The organism is Micromonospora halophytica (assembly GCF_900090245.1).
Lineage (GTDB): Bacteria > Actinomycetota > Actinomycetes > Mycobacteriales > Micromonosporaceae > Micromonospora > Micromonospora halophytica.
The window spans coordinates 80169-98157 of sequence record NZ_FMDN01000004.1 but is presented as its reverse complement, the minus strand read 5'-3'; the positions used below and the strand labels follow the sequence as shown (position 1 = coordinate 98157).

Annotated in this window: 17 protein-coding genes; 14 read left to right on the top strand and 3 right to left on the bottom strand. The window is 73.2% G+C overall.

The features are described from left to right. Window positions 1-426 precede the first annotated feature (426 nt). Window positions 427-1062, top strand: a complete 636-nt coding sequence (locus tag GA0070560_RS07930; protein ID WP_091293246.1) for an RNA polymerase sigma factor — start codon at window positions 427-429, stop codon at window positions 1060-1062. A gap of 1 nt (window position 1063) precedes the next feature. After that, on the top strand, window positions 1064-1825 hold the full coding sequence (locus GA0070560_RS28630; protein ID WP_170839325.1) for a hypothetical protein: 762 nt from the start codon (window positions 1064-1066) through the stop codon (window positions 1823-1825). Window positions 1826-1897: 72 nt separating this feature from the next. Here GA0070560_RS28630 and GA0070560_RS07920 read toward each other — a convergent pair whose 3' ends face one another. Beyond that, entirely contained in the window at window positions 1898-2278 is a 381-nt protein-coding gene (locus tag GA0070560_RS07920; protein ID WP_091293242.1) for a VOC family protein, read from the bottom strand. Window positions 2279-2768: 490 nt separating this feature from the next. Here GA0070560_RS07920 and egtA point away from each other — a divergent pair, with 490 nt between their 5' ends. The 7 genes from egtA (at window position 2769) to GA0070560_RS07885 (ending at window position 8794) form a co-directional block, all read left to right on the top strand. Beyond that, complete coding sequence (gene egtA, locus GA0070560_RS07915) at window positions 2769-4004, top strand: ergothioneine biosynthesis glutamate--cysteine ligase EgtA (RefSeq protein WP_091293240.1); 1236 nt, start codon at window positions 2769-2771, stop codon at window positions 4002-4004. Continuing rightward, window positions 4001-5338, top strand: a complete 1338-nt coding sequence (egtB, locus tag GA0070560_RS07910) for an ergothioneine biosynthesis protein EgtB (protein ID WP_091293237.1) — start codon at window positions 4001-4003, stop codon at window positions 5336-5338. The genes egtA and egtB overlap by 4 nt, the downstream gene beginning before the upstream one ends. Before the next feature lie 16 nt (window positions 5339-5354). Further along, the gene (egtC, locus tag GA0070560_RS07905; protein ID WP_091293235.1) at window positions 5355-6101 is read left to right on the top strand and encodes an ergothioneine biosynthesis protein EgtC; all 747 of its coding nucleotides are present in this window, start codon (window positions 5355-5357) and stop codon (window positions 6099-6101) included. 59 nt (window positions 6102-6160) lie between these two features. Further along, complete coding sequence (gene egtD / locus GA0070560_RS07900) at window positions 6161-7126, top strand: L-histidine N(alpha)-methyltransferase (protein ID WP_091293233.1); 966 nt, start codon at window positions 6161-6163, stop codon at window positions 7124-7126. A gap of 361 nt (window positions 7127-7487) precedes the next feature. Next, window positions 7488-8072, top strand: a complete 585-nt coding sequence (locus GA0070560_RS07895; RefSeq protein ID WP_091293231.1) for a TMEM165/GDT1 family protein — start codon at window positions 7488-7490, stop codon at window positions 8070-8072. A 39-nt stretch (window positions 8073-8111) separates the two neighbouring features. After that, window positions 8112-8486 (top strand): DUF1622 domain-containing protein, encoded by a 375-nt coding sequence (locus GA0070560_RS07890; RefSeq protein ID WP_091293228.1) that lies wholly within the window; start codon window positions 8112-8114, stop codon window positions 8484-8486. Beyond that, a complete protein-coding gene (locus tag GA0070560_RS07885; protein WP_091293226.1) occupies window positions 8483-8794 on the top strand; it encodes a hypothetical protein in 312 nt (103 codons plus the stop codon). The genes GA0070560_RS07890 and GA0070560_RS07885 overlap by 4 nt, the downstream gene beginning before the upstream one ends. Window positions 8795-8873: 79 nt before the next feature. Here GA0070560_RS07885 and GA0070560_RS07880 read toward each other — a convergent pair whose 3' ends face one another. Then, a complete protein-coding gene (locus GA0070560_RS07880) occupies window positions 8874-10727 on the bottom strand; it encodes a polysaccharide biosynthesis protein (RefSeq protein WP_091293223.1) in 1854 nt (617 codons plus the stop codon). Window positions 10728-10905: 178 nt separating this feature from the next. Here GA0070560_RS07880 and GA0070560_RS07875 point away from each other — a divergent pair, with 178 nt between their 5' ends. Beyond that, window positions 10906-12360, top strand: coding sequence for a tyrosine-protein kinase domain-containing protein (locus GA0070560_RS07875; protein WP_091293220.1), 1455 nt, complete (start codon window positions 10906-10908; stop codon window positions 12358-12360). Here the strand turns inward: GA0070560_RS07875 and GA0070560_RS07870 are convergent. After that, window positions 12341-12883, bottom strand: coding sequence for an arsenate reductase/protein-tyrosine-phosphatase family protein (locus GA0070560_RS07870; protein ID WP_245675412.1), 543 nt, complete (start codon window positions 12881-12883; stop codon window positions 12341-12343). The genes GA0070560_RS07875 and GA0070560_RS07870 overlap by 20 nt on opposite strands. A 168-nt stretch (window positions 12884-13051) precedes the next feature. On the opposite strand from GA0070560_RS07870, the gene GA0070560_RS07865 reads away from it, so the two are divergent. From GA0070560_RS07865 to GA0070560_RS29020, 4 genes are all read left to right on the top strand, one after another. Then, window positions 13052-14266: a glycosyltransferase family 4 protein gene (locus tag GA0070560_RS07865; RefSeq protein WP_091293214.1), complete on the top strand. Its 1215-nt coding sequence runs from the start codon at window positions 13052-13054 to the stop codon at window positions 14264-14266. Window positions 14267-14488: 222 nt separating this feature from the next. Further along, window positions 14489-16183 carry a DUF4012 domain-containing protein gene (locus tag GA0070560_RS07860; protein WP_245675411.1) on the top strand — a complete coding sequence of 565 codons (1695 nt, stop codon included), beginning with the start codon at window positions 14489-14491 and terminating at the stop codon, window positions 16181-16183. Between the two features lie 11 nt (window positions 16184-16194). Further along, window positions 16195-16803: a hypothetical protein gene (locus tag GA0070560_RS07855; RefSeq protein ID WP_091293209.1), complete on the top strand. Its 609-nt coding sequence runs from the start codon at window positions 16195-16197 to the stop codon at window positions 16801-16803. 613 nt (window positions 16804-17416) lie between these two features. Continuing rightward, window positions 17417-17989 (top strand): hypothetical protein (locus GA0070560_RS29020; RefSeq protein WP_091293688.1); only part of this gene is annotated, 573 nt, incomplete at its 3' end.

The following is a 17989-nucleotide window of genomic DNA, read 5'->3' as shown; positions in this document are numbered from 1 at the left end:
TCACAATGGCGGCGGTGCGGCCGGCGAGGTCGGGGCGAACCGCCCGGGACGGGACGCACCGGCTGCGGCGGCCTGCCCAGGTGGCGTCCGGATCGCCGTTGTCGTTACGCTGACTCGCCGCTGCGAGAGGTAGAGATTTCTCACTCTTCCCGGATGCGGCGTTGACTTGTCCGTTCGGCGATCCGCTCCTAGCGTTAGCGCGACTCGGGCCAGCCCACGGTGCCGGCACGCTACGGCATCTCCGCCGACGGGCCGTATTGTCGCGGCGAGTGTCCAGACATGCCGCCCGGGCCGACCGGCACGGGCGTGATCAGGTCGGCGGGGGGCTGATGGTTCGCGATGGGGTCCGGCTGCCGGGCCGGAGGGTGCGCGACCACGCACGTCCGCCGGCCGTGGGGCGGGCCGGACGGCAGGGACGGCGGACGCATGACCGGTGAGCTGACCGAGGCCGTGGCCGCGGCGCAGGCCGGCGACGAGGACGCCTTCCGCTTCCTCTACCGCAACCTCCAGCCTGGCCTGTTGCGGTACCTGACCGCCCTGGTCGGCGCGGACGCCGAGGACGTCGCTTCGGAGACCTGGCTGCAGATCTCCCGGGACCTGCCCAGCTTCACCGGCGGGGAGTTCCGCGCCTGGACGGTCACCATCGCCCGTAACCGGGCGATGGACCACCTGCGTCGGCAACGCCGTCGGCCCTCCCTGCCGGTGCCCGTGCAGGCGTTGAGCGAGCTGGCCGGGGACGCCGACACCGCGGAGCGGGCCGGTGAGACGATCGGTACCGAGTCGGCGCTCGCGCTGATCGCCACCCTGCCCCCACGGGAGGCGGAAGCGGTGCTGCTGCGGGCGGTGATCGGCCTCGACGCCGAGACCGCCGGCCGGGTCCTCGGCAAGCGGCCGGGCGCGGTCCGCACCGCCGCGCACCGCGGGCTGCGCCGCCTGGCCGCAATGCTGGAACGCCAGGGCTCGCCCCGGTCGGCCGGTGGTGAGGAGCGCGCCGTCGCACCCCGGCCCCGACGTGGCCGGCAGGCTCCCGACGCCTCCCGCGCCGAGCCGGCGGACGGATGACGTGAGGGGAAACTGGATGGACTTCCGCCGCTCCGACAGCGCGGACCACCCCGCCGAACGGGCCCGGTCCGAGCGGCTGCTCGACGCGGCCCGCACCGGTGCGTCCGGCGACGTCGACCCGCTGGCCCGGCTGCTCTCCGCCGCGGCCGGCCCGACCCGGCCCGGCGAACTGGCCGGGGAGGACGCAGCGGTGGCCGCGTTCCGGGCCGCCCGCGCCGCCGGGCCCGCCGCGGTCGCCCCGCCCCGGCGGCGACGCGGCCTCACCACCGGTGTCGTCGCCTGGATCGCCGGCGTCGCGGCCACCGCCACCGCCGGCGTCGCCTTCGCCGCCGTGACCATCGACCGTCCCACCGGGCCGGAGCGGCCTCCCCGGCCGTCCGCCCCGGCCCCGACCTCCGCCGACGACACACCGGACCGGACCGGCACGCCCACCGGCGGCACCTCCTCCGGCGGCCCGTCCGCCACGCCGGGCCCGGTGCCCTCCACCGCAGCCGGCTCCGACCGACCCGGTGCTCCCGGCGGGCCGGCGGGCACCGCGCAGCTCACCGGGCTGTGCCGCGGCTACCTGGCCAAGCCGGCGGCGCAGCGGGAGAAGGCGCTGCGCACCCCGGCGTACGCCGACCTGGTGGACGCCGCAGGCGGGGCCGAGCGGGTCGACGCGTACTGCCAGGGCCTCGTACCCGAACAGTCGCCGGCCGCCGTCTCCCCGGAGCCGTCCCGGGCCCGCCCGACGCCCGAGGTGCGGCCGAGCCGGAACGGTTAGGGCCCCATTCTCGAAGTGCGGTCCGGAGCCCCAGGCCAGGGCGGTCCCGAGGTCTCCGGTGACCGATGCGCGTCAGAGTGGGTCGAGGCGAGCCTTGAGCAGGCAGAACTCATTGCCTTCAAGGTCGGCCAGGACATGCCACTGCTCCTGCCCTGTCTGGCCGATGTCGGCCGGGCGCGCACCGAGCCGCAGAAGGCGTTCGAGTTCGGCGTCCTGATCGCGGTCGGTGGCGTTGACGTCGATGTGCAGCCGGGATTTCCCCTTCTCCGGCTCATCCCTGCGACTGAGGAAGATCGTCGGCTGCGGACCACCGAACCCTTCGCGCGGCCCGATCTCCACCGAGCCGTCGTCCTCGCGATCGAGCACGACGAAGTCCAGTACCTCGCACCAGAACCGCGCCAGCACCTCAGGGTCGCGGCAACCGAGCACGAGCTCACTGATACGACACGCCATCGACGAACCTACTCTCAGCCTGGGAACAGCCGGGGGCGCACACGCGAACCTATGGCTCCCAGTAGTGACAACAGTTCCGTGACCGTATCGGACGAGGCGATGCACGGGCGAAATGATTTCCGGGCCGCTCCTGTCCGGGCAGCCGGGTGAGCGACCCTGCCACCCCGGCGGAGGCGCTACCGCCGACCCTCGCCCGCTCACTGCGCCTGGCCGCCGCCCCGCCCTCCCGCGCCAGATGCCCGGCGGTCGCCTCCTCGTGCGCCGGAGGACGCGCACCGATCCCGCCGGGCACCGACTTCCCTTGTCGGGCGAGGACGGGTACGCCGCGTGGGACGGTCGAAGAGACTTCACAGAAATTTTTCCCCGTCCGGTCGGCGCGATCCGTCTGCTAGACAGAAGATGGTGTGAGTCACGGGCACCCGGCCGGTGACGGTCGGTGCGGTCGTGGTGGCGGTTAACCGGAGTCCAGCGTCGGGAGGGGGACCATCTCGTGGTGACGTCGCCGGAGTTGGACCGGACGACAGTGCTGCGTGAGGCGGGGTCCGCCGCGGCCCACCTGGCCCGGATCTGTTTCAAGACCGGCCCTCCGGTCCACACCGGCGTCGAACTGGAATGGACCGTGCACGACGCCGCCGACCCCGCTCGACCGGTGGACCGGGAGCGGTTGCTGGCGGCGCTGGGGCGGCACAGCCCCGTGACCCTGGACAGCACCAGCCCCGCCCTGCCGCTCCGGCACGGCAGCAGCGTGACCGTTGAGCCCGGCGGGCAGGTGGAGGTGTCCACCGCGCCCCGACCGTCGGTCGCCGCGCTGATCCTGGCCACCGAGGCCGACATCGCCGAGTTGGAAGCGCTGCTGGCGCCGGTCGGCCTGGTCCTCGGCCGCACCGGCATCGACCCGCACCGGGCGCCCCGGCCGGTCGTCGAGACCCCCCGCTATCGCGCCATGCGCCGCGTCTTCGACAGCCGGGGCCCGGCCGGACGCACCATGATGTACAGCACCGCCGGCCTGCAGGTCTGCCTCGACGCGGGGGAGCCGGCCGACCTGGCGCAGCGGTGGGCCACCGTGCACGCGGTCGGGCCGCCACTGGTGGCCGCCTTCGCCACCGCCGACCGGCACGCCGGCCGCCCGACCGGCTGGGCCTCCGCGCGGATGGCCGCCTGGCTGGCTATCGACCCGGCCCGCACCCGCCCGGTCTGGTCGCCGTACCGGTCAGACGAGGACCCGGTCGCGGCCTGGACCCGGTACGTCCTCGCCGCCCCGCTGCTCTGCCTGCGGCACGACGGCCCGGACTGGACGCCACCTCCCGGGGTGACCTTCGCCGACTGGCTCGACGGGGCGTTGCCCCGACCGCCCACGACCGACGACCTGGAGTACCACGTCAGCACCCTCTTCCCACCGGTACGGCCGCGCGGCTACCTGGAGGTGCGCTACCTGGACGCCCAGCCCGGCGCGGGATGGACGGTCCCGCTGGCCGTGCTGACCGCCCTGCTGGCCCGCGACGACACCACCCGCGCGGCCCGGGAGATCGCCGTGCCGGTGGCCGACCGCTGGCACGCCGCCGCCCGGCGCGGCCTGGCCGACCCGTCGCTGGCGCGGGCGGCCACCGCCCTGCTCGACCTGGCGGCGGAGGCGCTTTCCGGGCTGGACCTGCCGGCACAGACCCACACGGAGACGATTCGAGGGATCCGGCGGCGACGCGCCGCCGCGGAGAGGGGGCACCGGTGACCACGACCGAGGAGCCGGGCACGGAGACGGAACGGCTGCGCAGCCGGATCGCGGCGGAGCTGGAGCGTACCCGCGCCCGCACCGTTTCGCTCACCGAGGCGGTCGACGACGGCGACCTGATGCGCCAGCACTCGCCGCTGATGTCCCCCCTGGTCTGGGACCTGGCCCACGTGGGCAACCAGGAGGAGCTCTGGCTGGTGCGGGACGTCGGGGGCCGGGAGCCCGTCCGGCGGGACATCGACGACCTGTACGACGCGTTCAAGCAGCCCCGCAAGGATCGGCCGGCACTGCCGCTGCTGCCGCCGGCCGAGGCGCGCACGTACGTGTCGACGGTCCGGGACAAGGTCTACGACCTGCTGGACGGGATCCGTTTCACCGACCGGCCGCTGGTCGCCGACGGGTTCGCCTTCGGCATGATCGTGCAACACGAGCAGCAGCACGACGAGACGATGCTCGCCACCCACCAGCTGCGCTCCGGGCCGGCGGTGCTGGACGCGCCCCCGCCGCCCGAGCCGCGGGCCCGTGTCGGCGGCGAGGTGCTGGTGCCGGCCGGCCCGTTCACCATGGGCACCTCCACCGACCCGTGGGCGCTGGACAACGAGCGCCCCGCGCACACCGTCGAGCTGCCCGCGTACGTCATCGACGCCGCCCCGGTCACCAACGGCCGCTACCGCGAGTTCATCGCCGACGGCGGGTACGACGACCCCCGCTGGTGGAGCGAGGCCGGCTGGCGTCACCGCCGGGAGGCGGGGCTGACCGCGCCCCTGCACTGGCGGCGCGACGGCGACGGTTGGGCGTACCGGCGCTTCGGCCGGTGGTCGCCGGTCCGCGACGACGAGCCGGTGGTGCACGTCTGCTGGTACGAGGCGGAGGCCTTCGCCACCTGGGCGGGCCGGCGGTTGCCCACCGAGGCCGAGTGGGAGAAGGCGGCCCGCTGGGACCCGGCCACCGGTCGCTCCCGCCGGTACCCGTGGGGCGACGAGGACCCGACCGGCGACCACGCCAACCTGGGGCAGCGCCACCTGCGGCCGGCCCCGGTGGGGGCGTATCCGGCCGGCGCCTCCCCGCTCGGGGTGCACCAGTTGATCGGCGACGTGTGGGAGTGGACCTCGACCACCTTCCGCGGCCACCCCGGCTTCACCGCCTTCCCCTACCGGGAGTACTCCGAGGTCTTCTTCGGTGACGACTACCGGGTGCTGCGCGGTGGCTCGTTCGGCACCGACCGGGCAGCCTGCCGGGGCACCTTCCGCAACTGGGACTACCCGATCCGGCGGCAGATCTTCAGCGGCTTCCGCTGCGCCCGCGACGCGCGAGACGAGGAGGCGCACGGGTGACGGGGCGTACCCGCTGATGTGTCGACATCTGGCCTACCTGGGGCCGCCGGTCAGCCTGCGCTCGCTGCTGTTCGACCCGCCGTACTCGCTGGTGCGGCAGTCGTGGGCGCCACGGGACATGCGCGGCGGCGGGACGGTCAACGCGGACGGCTTCGGCGTCGGCTGGTACCCGGGCGACGGCGAGCCGGTGCGGTACCGGCGGGCCCAGCCGATCTGGGGCGACGTCACGTTGCCGGGCCTGGCGGAGGTCACCACGGCCGGCGCGGTGCTGGCTGCCGTGCGCTCGGCCACCGACGGCATGCCGGTGCAGGAGTCCGCGGCGGCGCCCTTCGCCGAGGGGCGCTGGCTGTTCAGCCACAACGGGGTGGTGCGGGGCTGGCCGGACTCGGTGGTGTCGCTCGCCGCCGCCCTGCCGGTGCGTGACCTGCTGACCCTGGACGCCCCGACCGACTCCGCCCTGCTCTGGGCGTTGCTCCGGCACCGGCTGCGCTCCGGCGTGGACCCGGCCGAGGCGGTCGCCGCCACGGTCGGCGAGGTCGAGAAGGCCGCCCCCGGGTCGCGGCTGAACCTGCTGCTCACCGACGGGCGGACGGTGGTGGCCAGCGCGGCCGGGCACGCCCTGTCGGTACGCGCCACGCCGGAGGCGGTGCTGCTGGCCTCCGAGCCGCACGACGACGACCCGGGCTGGCGGCCGGTGCCGGCCGGGCAGCTGGTGGTGGCTACCTCGACCTCGGTGCGTACGCGCGCTCTGGCAGGCGCCTGACGCCACAGGAGTTTCGCAGCTGGAGACAGGGACATCTCGCCCAACGAAAGGGACAGCTCATGAGCGCGGAGCCACTGGAGATCTATCTTGAGGAGCAGGACCTCGGCCGCAGTCTGCGCGAGGACGTACGCGTCGGGCTGACCGCCGACGCCAAGTGGCTGCCACCGAAGTGGTTCTACGACGCCCGGGGCAGTGAGCTGTTCGAGGAGATCACCCGGCTGCCGGAGTACTACCCGACCCGGGCCGAGCGCGCGGTGCTGGCCGAGCGGGCCGCCGACATCGCCGAGCTGACCGGCGCGAAGACCCTGATCGAGCTGGGCTCGGGGTCGTCGGAGAAGACCCGGCTGCTGCTGGACGCGTTCACCCGGCGCGGCGGGCTGGGCACCTTCGTGCCGCTGGACGTGTCGGTGAGCGCGCTGCGCCAGTCCACCGAGCAGATCGCGCAGGACTACCCGGGCCTGCGGGTACGCGGCATCGTCGGCGACTTCACCCGGCAGCTGGACCGTCTTCCGACCGGTGGGCGGCGGCTGGTGGTCTTCCTCGGCGGCACCATCGGCAACCTGATGCCGGCCGAGCGGGCTGGCTTCCTGCGCGCCATGCGCGACGCCCTGGAGGCGGGGGACCGGCTGCTCATCGGCACCGACCTGGTCAAGGACCCGGGTGTGGTGGTGCCCGCGTACGACGACGCCGCCGGGGTGACCGCGGAGTTCAACCGCAACGTGCTGCGGGTGGTCAACCGGGAGTTGGGCGCGGACTTCGAGCCCGAGGCGTTCACCCATGTGGCGCTCTGGGACGCCGAGCGGGAGTGGATCGAGATGCGGCTGCGCGCGCAGCGCCCGATGCGGGTCCGGGTGCTCGACCTGGACGTCGACTTCGCCGCCGGCGAGGAGCTGCGGACGGAGATCTCGGCGAAGTTCCGCCCGGAGGGGATCGCGGCGGAGCTGGCGGCGGCCGGCTTCACCGGCGAGCGGTTCTGGACCGACCCGGATGGCCTCTTCGGCGTCACCCTCGCCCGCGCCGACTGACCCGGCCCCATCCACCCGTCCCGCCGGTCACCGGTGATCGGGACGTGCGGTCCGGACATCGACGCCCACCCGCCGGTCGCGCCCGGCGGGTGGGGTTGCCGTGGAGGACCGGCGGGGACGGCCCGGCCCGGCGTCGGGCGGGTGGTGGTGGCTACCCGCGCAGGTGGGGGGCGGGTGCGGTGGGCTAGGGTGGGGGCGCGAAGGGGAGTAGCCCCCAATGTCGTGGTCGACACACTGGTGCGTTCCGCATCCGGCCACGCGGCCCCGTTCCGACGGGGCGGGCGAGACCTTCGACTCAGGCTGTCACAGCCGGGTCGAGGGCGCCCCTGTACCTCCTCCCGGCATGATCGGGAAGGTTCTCATGGACGGATTTCTTGCCGCGCTGGTGATCAGCTTCGGCGTCATCTTCGTCGCCGAGTTGGGGGACAAGTCCCAGCTGATGGCCCTCAGCTTCGCCACCCGCTTCAAGCCGGTCCCGGTGCTGATCGGCATCACCGTCGCCACCGCGATCGTGCACCTGGCCTCGGTGGCGATCGGCGCGGGCCTCAACGCGGCCCTGCCCACCGGATGGATCACGCTGATCGGCGGTCTGGCGTTCCTCGGCTTCGGCGTCTGGACCCTGCGTGGCGACCGGCTCACCGAGGAGGAGAAGCGTAAGGCGGAGAAGGGCGGCAAGTCGGCCGTCCTCGCGGTCGGCGTAGCGTTCTTCCTCGCCGAGCTGGGCGACAAGACCATGCTCGCCACCATCACGTTGGCCACCAAGTACGGCTGGTTCGGCACCTGGCTGGGCTCCACGCTGGGGATGGTGGCCGCGGACGCGCTCGCGATCCTGGTCGGCCGGATGCTGGGCCGGCACCTGCCGGAGAAGACCATCCGGTACGGCGCGGCAGTGCTCTTCGCCATCTGCGGTCTCTGGCTGATCCTCGAGGCGGTGGACCAGCTCTAGCGGCCGACTAGCCGGGTCGGGGGCGGGTAACGCCCCCGGGTGAGTCTCGAGGAGATCCTCCGCGTCGGCGATCAGATCGCGGTCGTCGTGGTCGAGATCGCCGGAGCGGTGGTGATCTTCGTCGGCGCCCTCTGGGCGGCGCTGCGGTTCGTGGTCGAAGGGCTGCGACACCGCAGCGCCGCCGTCTTCACCCCGATCCGGCTGTCGTTGGGCCGCTTCCTCACCCTCGGGCTGGAGTTCCAGCTCGCCGCGGACATCCTGCGGACCGCCGTGTCGCCGACCTTCGACCAGATCGGTCAGCTGGCCGCCATCGCCACCATCCGGACCGCGCTGAACTTCTTCCTGCGCCGGGAGATCGCCCAGGAGCAGCAGCAGGTCGGCGAGAGCCGCACGGAAGCGGGGTCGGGCAGGTGAGGCAGCAGCTCGCCACCACGGTGACCGCGCTGGCGCTGTGCTGCGGCGCGGTGGTGCTGGTCACCGCCCGCTCCTGGCGTACCGCGCTGCGGGTGTTGCTGGACCTGCTCGTCGCCGCCGGTCTGCTCCGGCTCACCGTCGGGCAGGGCTGGAGCGCCCTGGCGAGCGCCGGAGCCGTCATCCTGCTGCGCCAGCTCCTCTGGGCAGGGCTCGCGGGCCCCACGCCGACCACCGGGACCGCCGTGCGGGTGAGACGATCGGTGGCCGGCGGCAGCAGGGGCGAACACAGCGGGACGACGGCCCCGTAGGCGGGCATGGCGCGTACGGCTTCGCCGCCGGGTGACGGCGGCTCCGTTCGCCAGCAGCCGCCAGCGGTGGTCGTACGGTTCAGCGGGGTGAGGGCAGCACCGACATCCGGGTCGGCAGCTCCTCGCAGTACGCCGCCATCCGCTTGATCAGCTCATCGGCGTCGGCGTACGGGTCGAGGGTGTGCAGCTCCTCGGGGGCGAGCGCGGGCACCCGCACGTGCGAGATGAGCGGGTGCAGCGGACGGCTGTCGATCTCGTCGATGCCGAAGAGGTCCTCGTGCAGCTTCTCGCCGGGGCGCAGGCCGGTGAAGACGATCTCGGTCGGGGTGGGTGCCTCGGCGGCGAGCCGGCGGGCCACGTCGGCGATCCGCACCGGCTCGCCCATGTCGAGCACCAGCGCCTCGCCGCCGCGCCCGATGACGGCCGCCTGGAGCACCAGGTGGACGGCTTCCTGCACGGTCATGAAGTAGCGGGTGACGTCCGGGTGCGTGACGGTGATCGGCACGCCGGCCTCGACCTGTGCCTGGAACGCGGTGAGCACCGAGCCGCGGCTGCTGAGCACGTTGCCGAAGCGGACGCTGAGGAACCGGCCGTCGACCTGCGTGGCGTAGTGGGCGGTCAGCCGCTCGGTGATGCGCTTCGAGTAGCCGAGCACGCTGGCCGGGTTGGCCGCCTTGTCGGTCGAGATGTTGACGAACTCGCTCACGCCCCGGCATGCCTCCAGGACGTTCAGCGTGCCGCGCACGTTGGTCTTGATCGCCTCGCCGGGATGGCGCTGCAGCAGCGTCAGGTGCTTCAGGGCGGCGGCGTGGAACACCACGTCGGGCTGGTGGTCGGCGATGATCCGGGCGATGCCGTCGGCGTCGCGGATGTCGGCGAGGACCAGCTCCGGCCCGTCCAGCAGCGCCCGGCCGTGCAGCGACATCTGCAGGGCGTGCAACGCCGACTCGTCCCGGTCGAGCATCATCAGCTCGCCGGGCTCGCAGCGGGCGATCTGGCGGCACAGCTCCGAGCCGATGGAGCCACCCGCCCCGGTGACCAGGACCCGTCGCCCGGCCAGCCCGTTGCGTTCGAAGGCCAGCTCCGCCACCCGCTGCGCCCGGCCGAGCAGGTCGGTGATCTGCAGGTCGCGTACGTCGGTCACGGCGACCGGACGGTCCAGCAGCTCGCGTACCGGGGGCAGCACCTTGAAGGCGGCGCCCGCCTGGAGGGTACGACCGCGCACGTCGCGCATCAGCTCGGCGTCCGAGCCGTTGATCGAGAAGATCACGGTGGTGGCCCGGGTACGGCGCACCGCCTCTTCGAGCTGCTCGCGACCGCCCAGCACGCGCAACCCTTCCAGGCGCAGGCCCTGCCTGTCGGGGGCGTCGTCGAGCAGGCCGACGGGAAGGTAGCGGCTCTGCGGGTCGCCGGTGAGCACCCGCACCAGGCGTTCGCTGGCGGCGTCGACGCCGTAGATCAACGCCCGGTCCGACGAGCGCGCCGGGCGGTCGTCACGGTCGCGCCGCCACCGGTAGCCGGCCCGGCCGGCCGCCATCAGCAGCAGCGCGACGGCGCCGCCGGTCACCGGGACGCTGGCCGGCACCGGCCGTTCCGACATGGCCGCCAGCGCGGTGAGCACGACGGCCGCGGCGAGGATCGCGGTGGCGGCCAGGTCGCGGGCCTCACCCGCGCTGCCGACCGGGTGTCGGCCCCGGGCCGTGAAGCGCACCTGCTCGATGCTCGTGTGGACGATCGCGCACACCAGCGCCGTCCCGAGCGCCAGCACGCACTGCCGGGGGGTGAGCCCGAACTCGTATCGCGCCCAGGCGGCGACCAGGAATCCCCCGCACCACGCCGCCGTGTCGAGCGTTAGCAGAGAGAGGGCCTTGGTGCGCCGGGTGACCCAGTCGCGGTGCGGGGGGCTGTCGGCTCGGGAAGCTGCAGGATCCATCGGTGTCCTCTGCGTTTGTTCCAGAATCGCGGTGATTGAGGTCTGTTGAGTACTTGCATCCTCTACATTCACTTCATCGCCGTCTTGAACCGTTTTGATCCTGACACGTCGTTAGTGCCATCTAGGGGGATTTCGTGCAGTTTTACGGGCCAAATGTCCTGGCGGAAGGGGAGGCGTGATGGAGGTCCGCACCTATCTGCGCCTGATCCGCCGGCACTGGTGGATCGTCCTGGTCACGCTGATGGTCGCGATCGGATCAGCAGCGTTGATCACGGTTCGCACGCCGCCCCGGTACGTGGCGTCGGTGACCTTCTTCGTCACCACCCCGAGTCAGGGCGTGACGGACGCCTACCAGGGCAGTCTCTTCCTCCAGCAGCGGGTGAAGTCGTACGCCGATCTGCTGCGCAGTGACCGGCTGGCCCAGAGCGTGGTGGCGGAGACGCCGCTCGGGCTGACCGCCGACGACCTGCAACGGCGGGTCGCCACCTCGACCGAGTCGGGCACCGTGCTGTTGAGGGCCACCGTCACCGACACCGACCAGACGCGGGCGATGAAGCTCACCGAGACGCTCTCGGCCAAGTTCGTCGAGCTGGTGCAGAAGGTCGAGACGCCCCCGGAGGGCCGGTCGGCACCCGTCAAGATCGAGGTGGTCAGCGGCCCCCGGGTGAGCTCCGGCCCCGTCTCGCCGCAGCCCACTCGCAACCTGCTCATGGGTGCGCTGATCGGGCTGCTCCTGGGTGCCGGTCTGGCCATCCTGCGCGGCCTGGTGGACGTCCGGCTGCGTGACGCCGCAGGCCTGCAGCGGGTCACCGGCAGCCCGCTGCTGGGTGAGATCCCCTTCGAGCCCGGCGCCAAGGGCGCCCCGCTCATCGTGGGCGAGGCGGCGACCTCGGCCCGTGCCGAGGCGGTCCGCAAGCTGCGGACCAACCTGCGCTTCGTCGACGTGAACGAGCCGGCCCGGGTCATCGCGGTGACCAGCGCGCTGCAGGGCGAGGGGAAGACGACGCTCTCCTGCAACCTGGCCATCGCGCTGGCGGAGGCGGGCTGGCGGGTGCTGCTGGTCGACGCGGACCTGCGTCGGCCGAAGGTCGCCGACTACCTCGGCCTCGACGGGGGCATCGGTCTCACCGACGTGCTGGTCGGCGACGTGCAGGTCGGGGACGTGGTGCAGCGGTGGGGCGACAAGTCGATGCTGGTGCTGCCGAGCGGCTCGACCCCGCCGAACCCGAGCGAACTGCTCGGCTCGAAGGCGATGGCCGACCTGCTGCTGGCGCTGCGTGAGTCGGCCGACATCGTGGTCATCGACACCGCGCCGCTGCTGGCGGTGACCGACGGCGTGGTGGTGGCCGTGCAGGCCGACGGCGCGCTGCTCGTCACCCAGCAGGGGCGGACCTCGCGGACCCAGGTCGCGGCCGCGGCCCGGTCGCTGCACTCGGTCTCGGTCCGCCTGCTCGGCTGCGTGCTGAACATGACCAAGGTCGCCAAGGCGGACGCGTACCAGTACGAGGCCTACCGGATCGCCACCAAGCCCTCGGTCCCGGCGGACCGCGCCTCGGCGGCGCACCGCGCCGGATCGGCCGGTGCCAACCGGGTGCCGGACCGGACGCAGGAACTCACCCGGCTGTCCCGATGAGTGCCACGACCGGTCTCATCGACCGCTCGATCTCCTCGGCGCAGCGCCGGAAGTCCTCCGGCGTGCCGCCGAGGGGGTCAGGTAGATCGTCCGCGTCGGGGGCGGCGGGTTGCAGCCGCCCCCGGGCGCGGGCGGCGGCCCGCACCGCCGCCCGCAGCGGGCCCTCGGCAGGGTCCGTCGAGGGCCCGGCCGCCGCGGCCAGCCGTCCGAACTGGCGCAGGGTGAAGGTCCGGTGCAGGGCGGCCGGCGCCAACGCCGTGCACCTCGACCGCTGGCTGCGGGTGGCGGTGAGGACCAGGGCGGCTCCGGTCAGGTGCTCGGGCCGCAGTTCCCGCGAGACGAACCCGGCCGGGTCGGCACCCGCGCCCGCGACGATCTGCGCGGCGTACGGATGCATCGGTCGGCCGTCGAGGGCGTGGGTGCCGGCGCTGGTGACGGGGACCGACGGGTTCCCGAGCAGCCGCCGGACGATGTACTCGGCCATCGGTGACCGGCACATGTTGGCGTGGCACACGATGAGCATCCCGTCGACCACTTCGGTCCCTCTCCTGGGTCAGGTCGCGGGAGGGGACGCCGCGACGGCGGTCCGCCGGCCGTGGCGGCCGAACGGGGAGGGGTTGCCGGCATCCTATGCGCCGCCGCGGCGACTGCCGGGTGCCGCGCCGGTCCCCGTGTCGCCGAGGGGGAGCCGGTGAGGATCGGCATCCTGTCGTACCACTTCCCGCCGGAGCCGGCGTTCATCCCCGGCAGCCTGGCCGAGGAGCTGGCCGCCCGGGGCCACGAGGTGCGCGTGCTGACCGGCTTCCCGGACTACCCCGGTGGACACGTCTATCCGGGCTGGCGGCAGCGCTGGCGGCACGTGACCCGCAGCGAGCGGCTCACCGTGCGACGGGTGCCCCGCTACGCCGGCGGTGACGCCTCGGCGCGGGCCCGGATGGCCAGCTACCTGTCGTTCGCGGGCAGTGTCGCCCTCGTCGGGCGGCGCTACCTGGCCGACGAGGACGTGCTCTACGTCTTCCAGCTGCCCGCCACCGCCTTCGCCGCCGCGGGGCTGGTGCGGATGCTCGGCCAGGTGCCCACGGTGCTGCACGTGCAGGACCTGTGGGCCGAGGACGAGCCTGGCCCGGACCGGGTGGACCGCCCGGGGCGGCTGCTCACCACGATGCGGCGGGTGTACCGGGAGGCTGATGCCGTGGCCGTCGCCGCGCCGTCCATGCGCGACCTCGTGCTGGCCGACGGTGTGGAGCCGGACCGGGTGCGGGTGGTGCTCAACTGGACCGACGAGCGGATCTTCCAACCGGTTCGGCCCGGTCGGGCGGCGCAGGGACTGGTCCGCCGTGACGGCCGGTGTGTCGTCATGCACGCCGGCACGATCGGCGTACGGCAGGGACTGGAGACCGCGGTCCGCGCGGCCGTGGCGCTCGACGACCGGATGGATCTGGTGCTGGTGGGATCCGGTGCCCAGGAGCGGCGGGTGCGGGGGCTCGCCGCCGAGTTGCGGGCAAACAACGTCCGCTTCGTGGAGCGCCGCTCACCGCTGGACATGCCGGAGCTGTACGCCGCCGCCGACTACCAGTTGATCATGCTCCGCGACCTGCCGGAGCTGCGGGGAAGCGTCCCCGCCAAGCTCCAGGCCGCGCTCGCCTGCGCCCGGCCGGTGGTGGCCTCCGCCGGTGGGGACACCGTCGAACTCGTCGAGCGGGCCCGGGCCGGACTCTCCTGTCCGCCCGACGACTGGGCGACGCTCGCCGACCGGTTCTGGCTGGCCTCCACCATCCCGGCCGCCGCCCGGATGGAGATGGGCCGGCGGGGGCGGGACGCGTACCTGCGGGAGATGTCGCTGCGGGCCGGTGTGGACCGGATCGAGGGGCTGCTGCGCGAGGTGGCCGTCGGCCGCCGACGGTGACGATCACCCGAACCGTCCCCGGGAATCGGATCTGAGGGAACAAAAACCCTGATATCCGTATGCCACCGTCCTGGTTCATGCTAAAAAACGACGAATTCATCATTTATGTCTGTTTTGAGGCTGGAGAGTGGTGTGACGGGAAGTAGTGGGTCTCGTCGCGGCCGGAGGTGGCTGCGGCGACGGACGCGGGCCCGAATTCGCCGTGTCCTGCTCGTCGGTCTCGTGGTCGGCTCGCTCCTGCTGGCCGGCGCCGGGTGGGTCGGCTTCCGCGGGTGGCAGGCCCGAACCAGCCTGCTCAATGCCGCGAGCCTGGCCCGCGAGCTCAGCGCGCAGATCGTTGCCGGAGACGCCGCGCGGGCCCAGCGGACCCTGGCCGCGTTGCAGGAGCAGAGCGGCTCCGCGCGGTCGACGACCGGCGGGCCGGCCTGGTGGCTGGCGGGGAACATGCCGTACACCGGTGACGACCTGACCGCCGTCCGTCGGATCGCGGTCGCCGTCGACGACCTGGCCCGGAAGGCGTTTCCGCCACTCGTGCAGACCGACGTGTCCGCGCTGGTGCCCAAGGAGGGGCGGCTCGACCTGGGCGCGCTGCGCTCCGTCGCGCAACGGCTGACCCGGGTCGACGCCGCCGTACGCGACAGCAGCGCCAGCCTGCGGACGGTGCCGACCGGTGGGCTGCTGCCGGAGGTCCAGGACGCGCTGGACGGGCTCCGGGTCGAGATCGACAGGCTGGCCGGACTGCTCTCCGGGATGAGCAAGGGCGCCCAGTTGCTGCCCGCGCTGCTCGGGGTCGACGGGGCGCGCACCTACCTGCTCGTCTCGCAGAACCTGTCGGAGCTGCGGGCCACCGGTGGGATGTTCGGCGCGTACGCCGTCGTTCGTGCCCGGGCCGGCCGGCTGGAACTGGTGAAGCAGGGGACCGCCGTCGACCTGAAGTCGTTCACGCCACCCCTCGCGCTCGACGCGGAGACCCGAGGGCTCTACGCCGACCTGCCCGGCAGGTATCCGGCTGACGTCAACCTGACCCCGCATTTCCCGACCGCGGCGAAGCTCTACCGCGAGATGGTGCGACAGCGTGCCGGCGTCACGGCCGACGGGGTCCTCGCGGTGGACCCGGTGGCACTGTCGTACCTGCTGGCGGCGGTGGGCCCGGTCGCCGTGCCCGGCTATCCCGCCCTCTCGGCGGAGACCGTCGTGCGGACGCTGCTGGCGGACAGCTACCTGACGATGGACCTGGACGAACAGGACGACTTCTATGCGGCCTCGGCGGCGGCGGTGTTCAACTCGTTACTCGGTCGCGATGTCAACCCGCGAGGGGTTCTGTCCGCATTCAACCGCTCCATCACTGAACGTCGGATATTGTTCTGGAGCGCCCGGCCGGAGGAGCAGCGGACGCTCGCGGAGAACCGGCTCAGCGGCATCCTGCCCGAGAAGGAGAAGGCACCGACCGTCGGTGTCTTCCTCAATGACGGCAGCGGCGCGAAGCTCGGCTACTACCTGCGGCCCTCGGCGACCCTCACCGTCGGCGACTGCCAGGACGAGGGCCGACGGGAACTGCGACTGCGCTTCACCCTGCACTCGTCGGCCCCTGCCGCCGGCCTCACGAAGGCGGTGCTCGGCATGGGCAAGTCGGGCGACCCGTACAGCGCCCGCACCCTGGTGACGGTGTACAGCCCCGCCGGCGGCGCGGTGGTCGGCGCCCGCCTCGACGGGGTCGAGACCCAGCTGGGCAGCGGCACCGACCGGCGCCGGCAGGTGGCCATCGCCAACGTCGAGGTACGCCCCGGCGCCACCCGGACCCTCGACGTCGACCTGCTGACCGGCAGGGCCACCGGCGGCACGCCGGAACTCTGGCTCACCCCCACCGCCACCCCATGGACCACCCAAGTAGTTCCCGCAACAAGCTGCAACCAGTAGGAGGAGACCACATGCGGCTATCCCGCATCATCACGGCGCTCACGGTCGGCCTGGCCGTTGCGGCGGCGCCGGCCGCGGCCTTCGCCGCGCCGAAGCCGCCACCGGACTACCCACCGAAGCCCCCGTCGCTGACGCTCAACCGGACCGCCGTCTGCCTCGGTGAGAAGGTGGTGCTCAAAGGCTCCGGCTTCGGGGACAAGGAGACGGTCGACATCAAGGTGTCGGTGGCGCCCCTCGCCGCCGCGGTGACCGGTACGGCAACGGCGCGGCGCAGCGACGGCGGCACCGTCGCGATGGCGCCCGTCGCCTACCCGTACCCCGGTTCGAAGCACCTCACCGCGTACACCAACGCGGCCGGGCAGTTCACCGTGACGTACCGGCCGAGCGAGGTGGGCCACCTGACCTTCACCGCCGAGGGGCGCACCTCCGGCGAGACGGCCAGCGCGACGCTCACCGTGCGTTCCTGCAAGAAGCCGCCGCACCACCTGCCGGTCACCGGCGACAGCCTCGGTACGCCGCTGAAGGTCGGCGGCGGTCTGGTCGGCGCCGGCGCGGTCCTCATGCTGGGTAGCGTCCTGTGGCGGCGGCGCAACCGCTTCGGAACGGGGTCGGCGAGCTGACCTGAACCCGGGCAGGGCCCGGACAGTGGGTGCGGGCGTCCGCCGGTCCGTCCGGCGGACGCCGCACGTCGGTCCACACCGTCCGCGTCAACCTGCCGGCGACCGTGCCACCTCGTCGGCGCTGCCGACCCGCACCGCACCGGCGGGCGGCAGCGGCACCGTGAGCACCCGGCTCACCGTTTCCCCGCCGCCCCGATCCTGCCGGCGGGTCACGGTTCGGGCGCTCCGGGTCGGCTGCGTCCCGTGGGGCGGATGTCCGATCCTGCGTGGGTTGGGCGGGTGGGTGTACCGGCTGGTGCGCGGGTTGTCGGGTCTGGGGTCGGGGTTCCCGTGGCCGGTGCCATCGTGGTGGCGGAATGGTGGCCGGGCCGGGGTCGTTACACCCTCTGTACGACCGCAGCAGCACCCCCCGCTGCCAGCCCGCGAGCCACGCGGATCGCGTGAGCCGGAATGCCGGCCGGCAGGTGGTCGTTACACATGGTCCCGGCGCCGCGAGCCTGGTTCGCCCGTGCCTGCCGGGTCATCGACCTTCCCCAGCGCCTGTCGAGGTGCCCGCACGTCGGCTCGACCCCCATCGAGCGCGTGTGTCGACCCCCGTGAAGGAGCTTGCCCGATGAACACGATCATGCGTAAGAGCGTTCTCGGTATCGCCGGTCTCGCCGTCGCCGGTGGCCTCGCCGCCGGCCCGCTGAACCACACCACCACCGCCCCGGTCGAGGGCATGCCCGTCGCCGTCGCCGTGCAGGCCGACAAGCCGACGGTGGACAAGGCCAAGCTGATCCCGCACGGCGTGCAGGGCGCCCAGTCGCGTGTCGACCTGTCGGACGAGCAGGTCGCCAACACCAAGGCGATCATCGCGGCGACGAAGAAGGCCGGGATGGACGAGCGTGCCGCGGTGGTGTCGATCGCGACCGCCCTGCAGGAGTCGAAGTTGGAGAACCTGGGTCACCTGGGTGACCGCAACGACCACGACTCGCAGGGCCTGTTCCAGCAGCGACCCTCCTCGGGTTGGGGCACGGTCGAGCAGATCACCGACCCCGAGTACTCGACGCTGGCGTTCCTGAAGGGTCTGAAGCAGGTCGACGGGTGGCAGGACATGCCGCTGACCCAGGCCGCCCAGACCGTGCAGGTCTCGGCCTACCCGGACCACTACGCCCAGTGGGAGCAGCAGGCCGCCGACCTCGTC

Excerpts from the sequence above, each read along its gene's own strand:
- GA0070560_RS07880 (WP_091293223.1), bottom strand. The coding sequence starts at position 10,727 with ATGGATCCTGCAGCTTCCCGAGCCGACAGCCCCCCGCACCGCGACTGG.
- GA0070560_RS07895 (WP_091293231.1), top strand. The coding sequence starts at position 7,488 with ATGGACGGATTTCTTGCCGCGCTGGTGATCAGCTTCGGCGTCATCTTC.
- egtC (WP_091293235.1), top strand. The coding sequence starts at position 5,355 with ATGTGTCGACATCTGGCCTACCTGGGGCCGCCGGTCAGCCTGCGCTCG.
- egtD (WP_091293233.1), top strand. The coding sequence starts at position 6,161 with ATGAGCGCGGAGCCACTGGAGATCTATCTTGAGGAGCAGGACCTCGGC.
- GA0070560_RS07875 (WP_091293220.1), top strand. The coding sequence starts at position 10,906 with ATGGAGGTCCGCACCTATCTGCGCCTGATCCGCCGGCACTGGTGGATC.
- GA0070560_RS07920 (WP_091293242.1), bottom strand. The coding sequence starts at position 2,278 with ATGGCGTGTCGTATCAGTGAGCTCGTGCTCGGTTGCCGCGACCCTGAG.
- GA0070560_RS07855 (WP_091293209.1), top strand. The coding sequence starts at position 16,195 with ATGCGGCTATCCCGCATCATCACGGCGCTCACGGTCGGCCTGGCCGTT.
- GA0070560_RS07930 (WP_091293246.1), top strand. The coding sequence starts at position 427 with ATGACCGGTGAGCTGACCGAGGCCGTGGCCGCGGCGCAGGCCGGCGAC.
- GA0070560_RS07870 (WP_245675412.1), bottom strand. The coding sequence starts at position 12,883 with ATGCTCATCGTGTGCCACGCCAACATGTGCCGGTCACCGATGGCCGAG.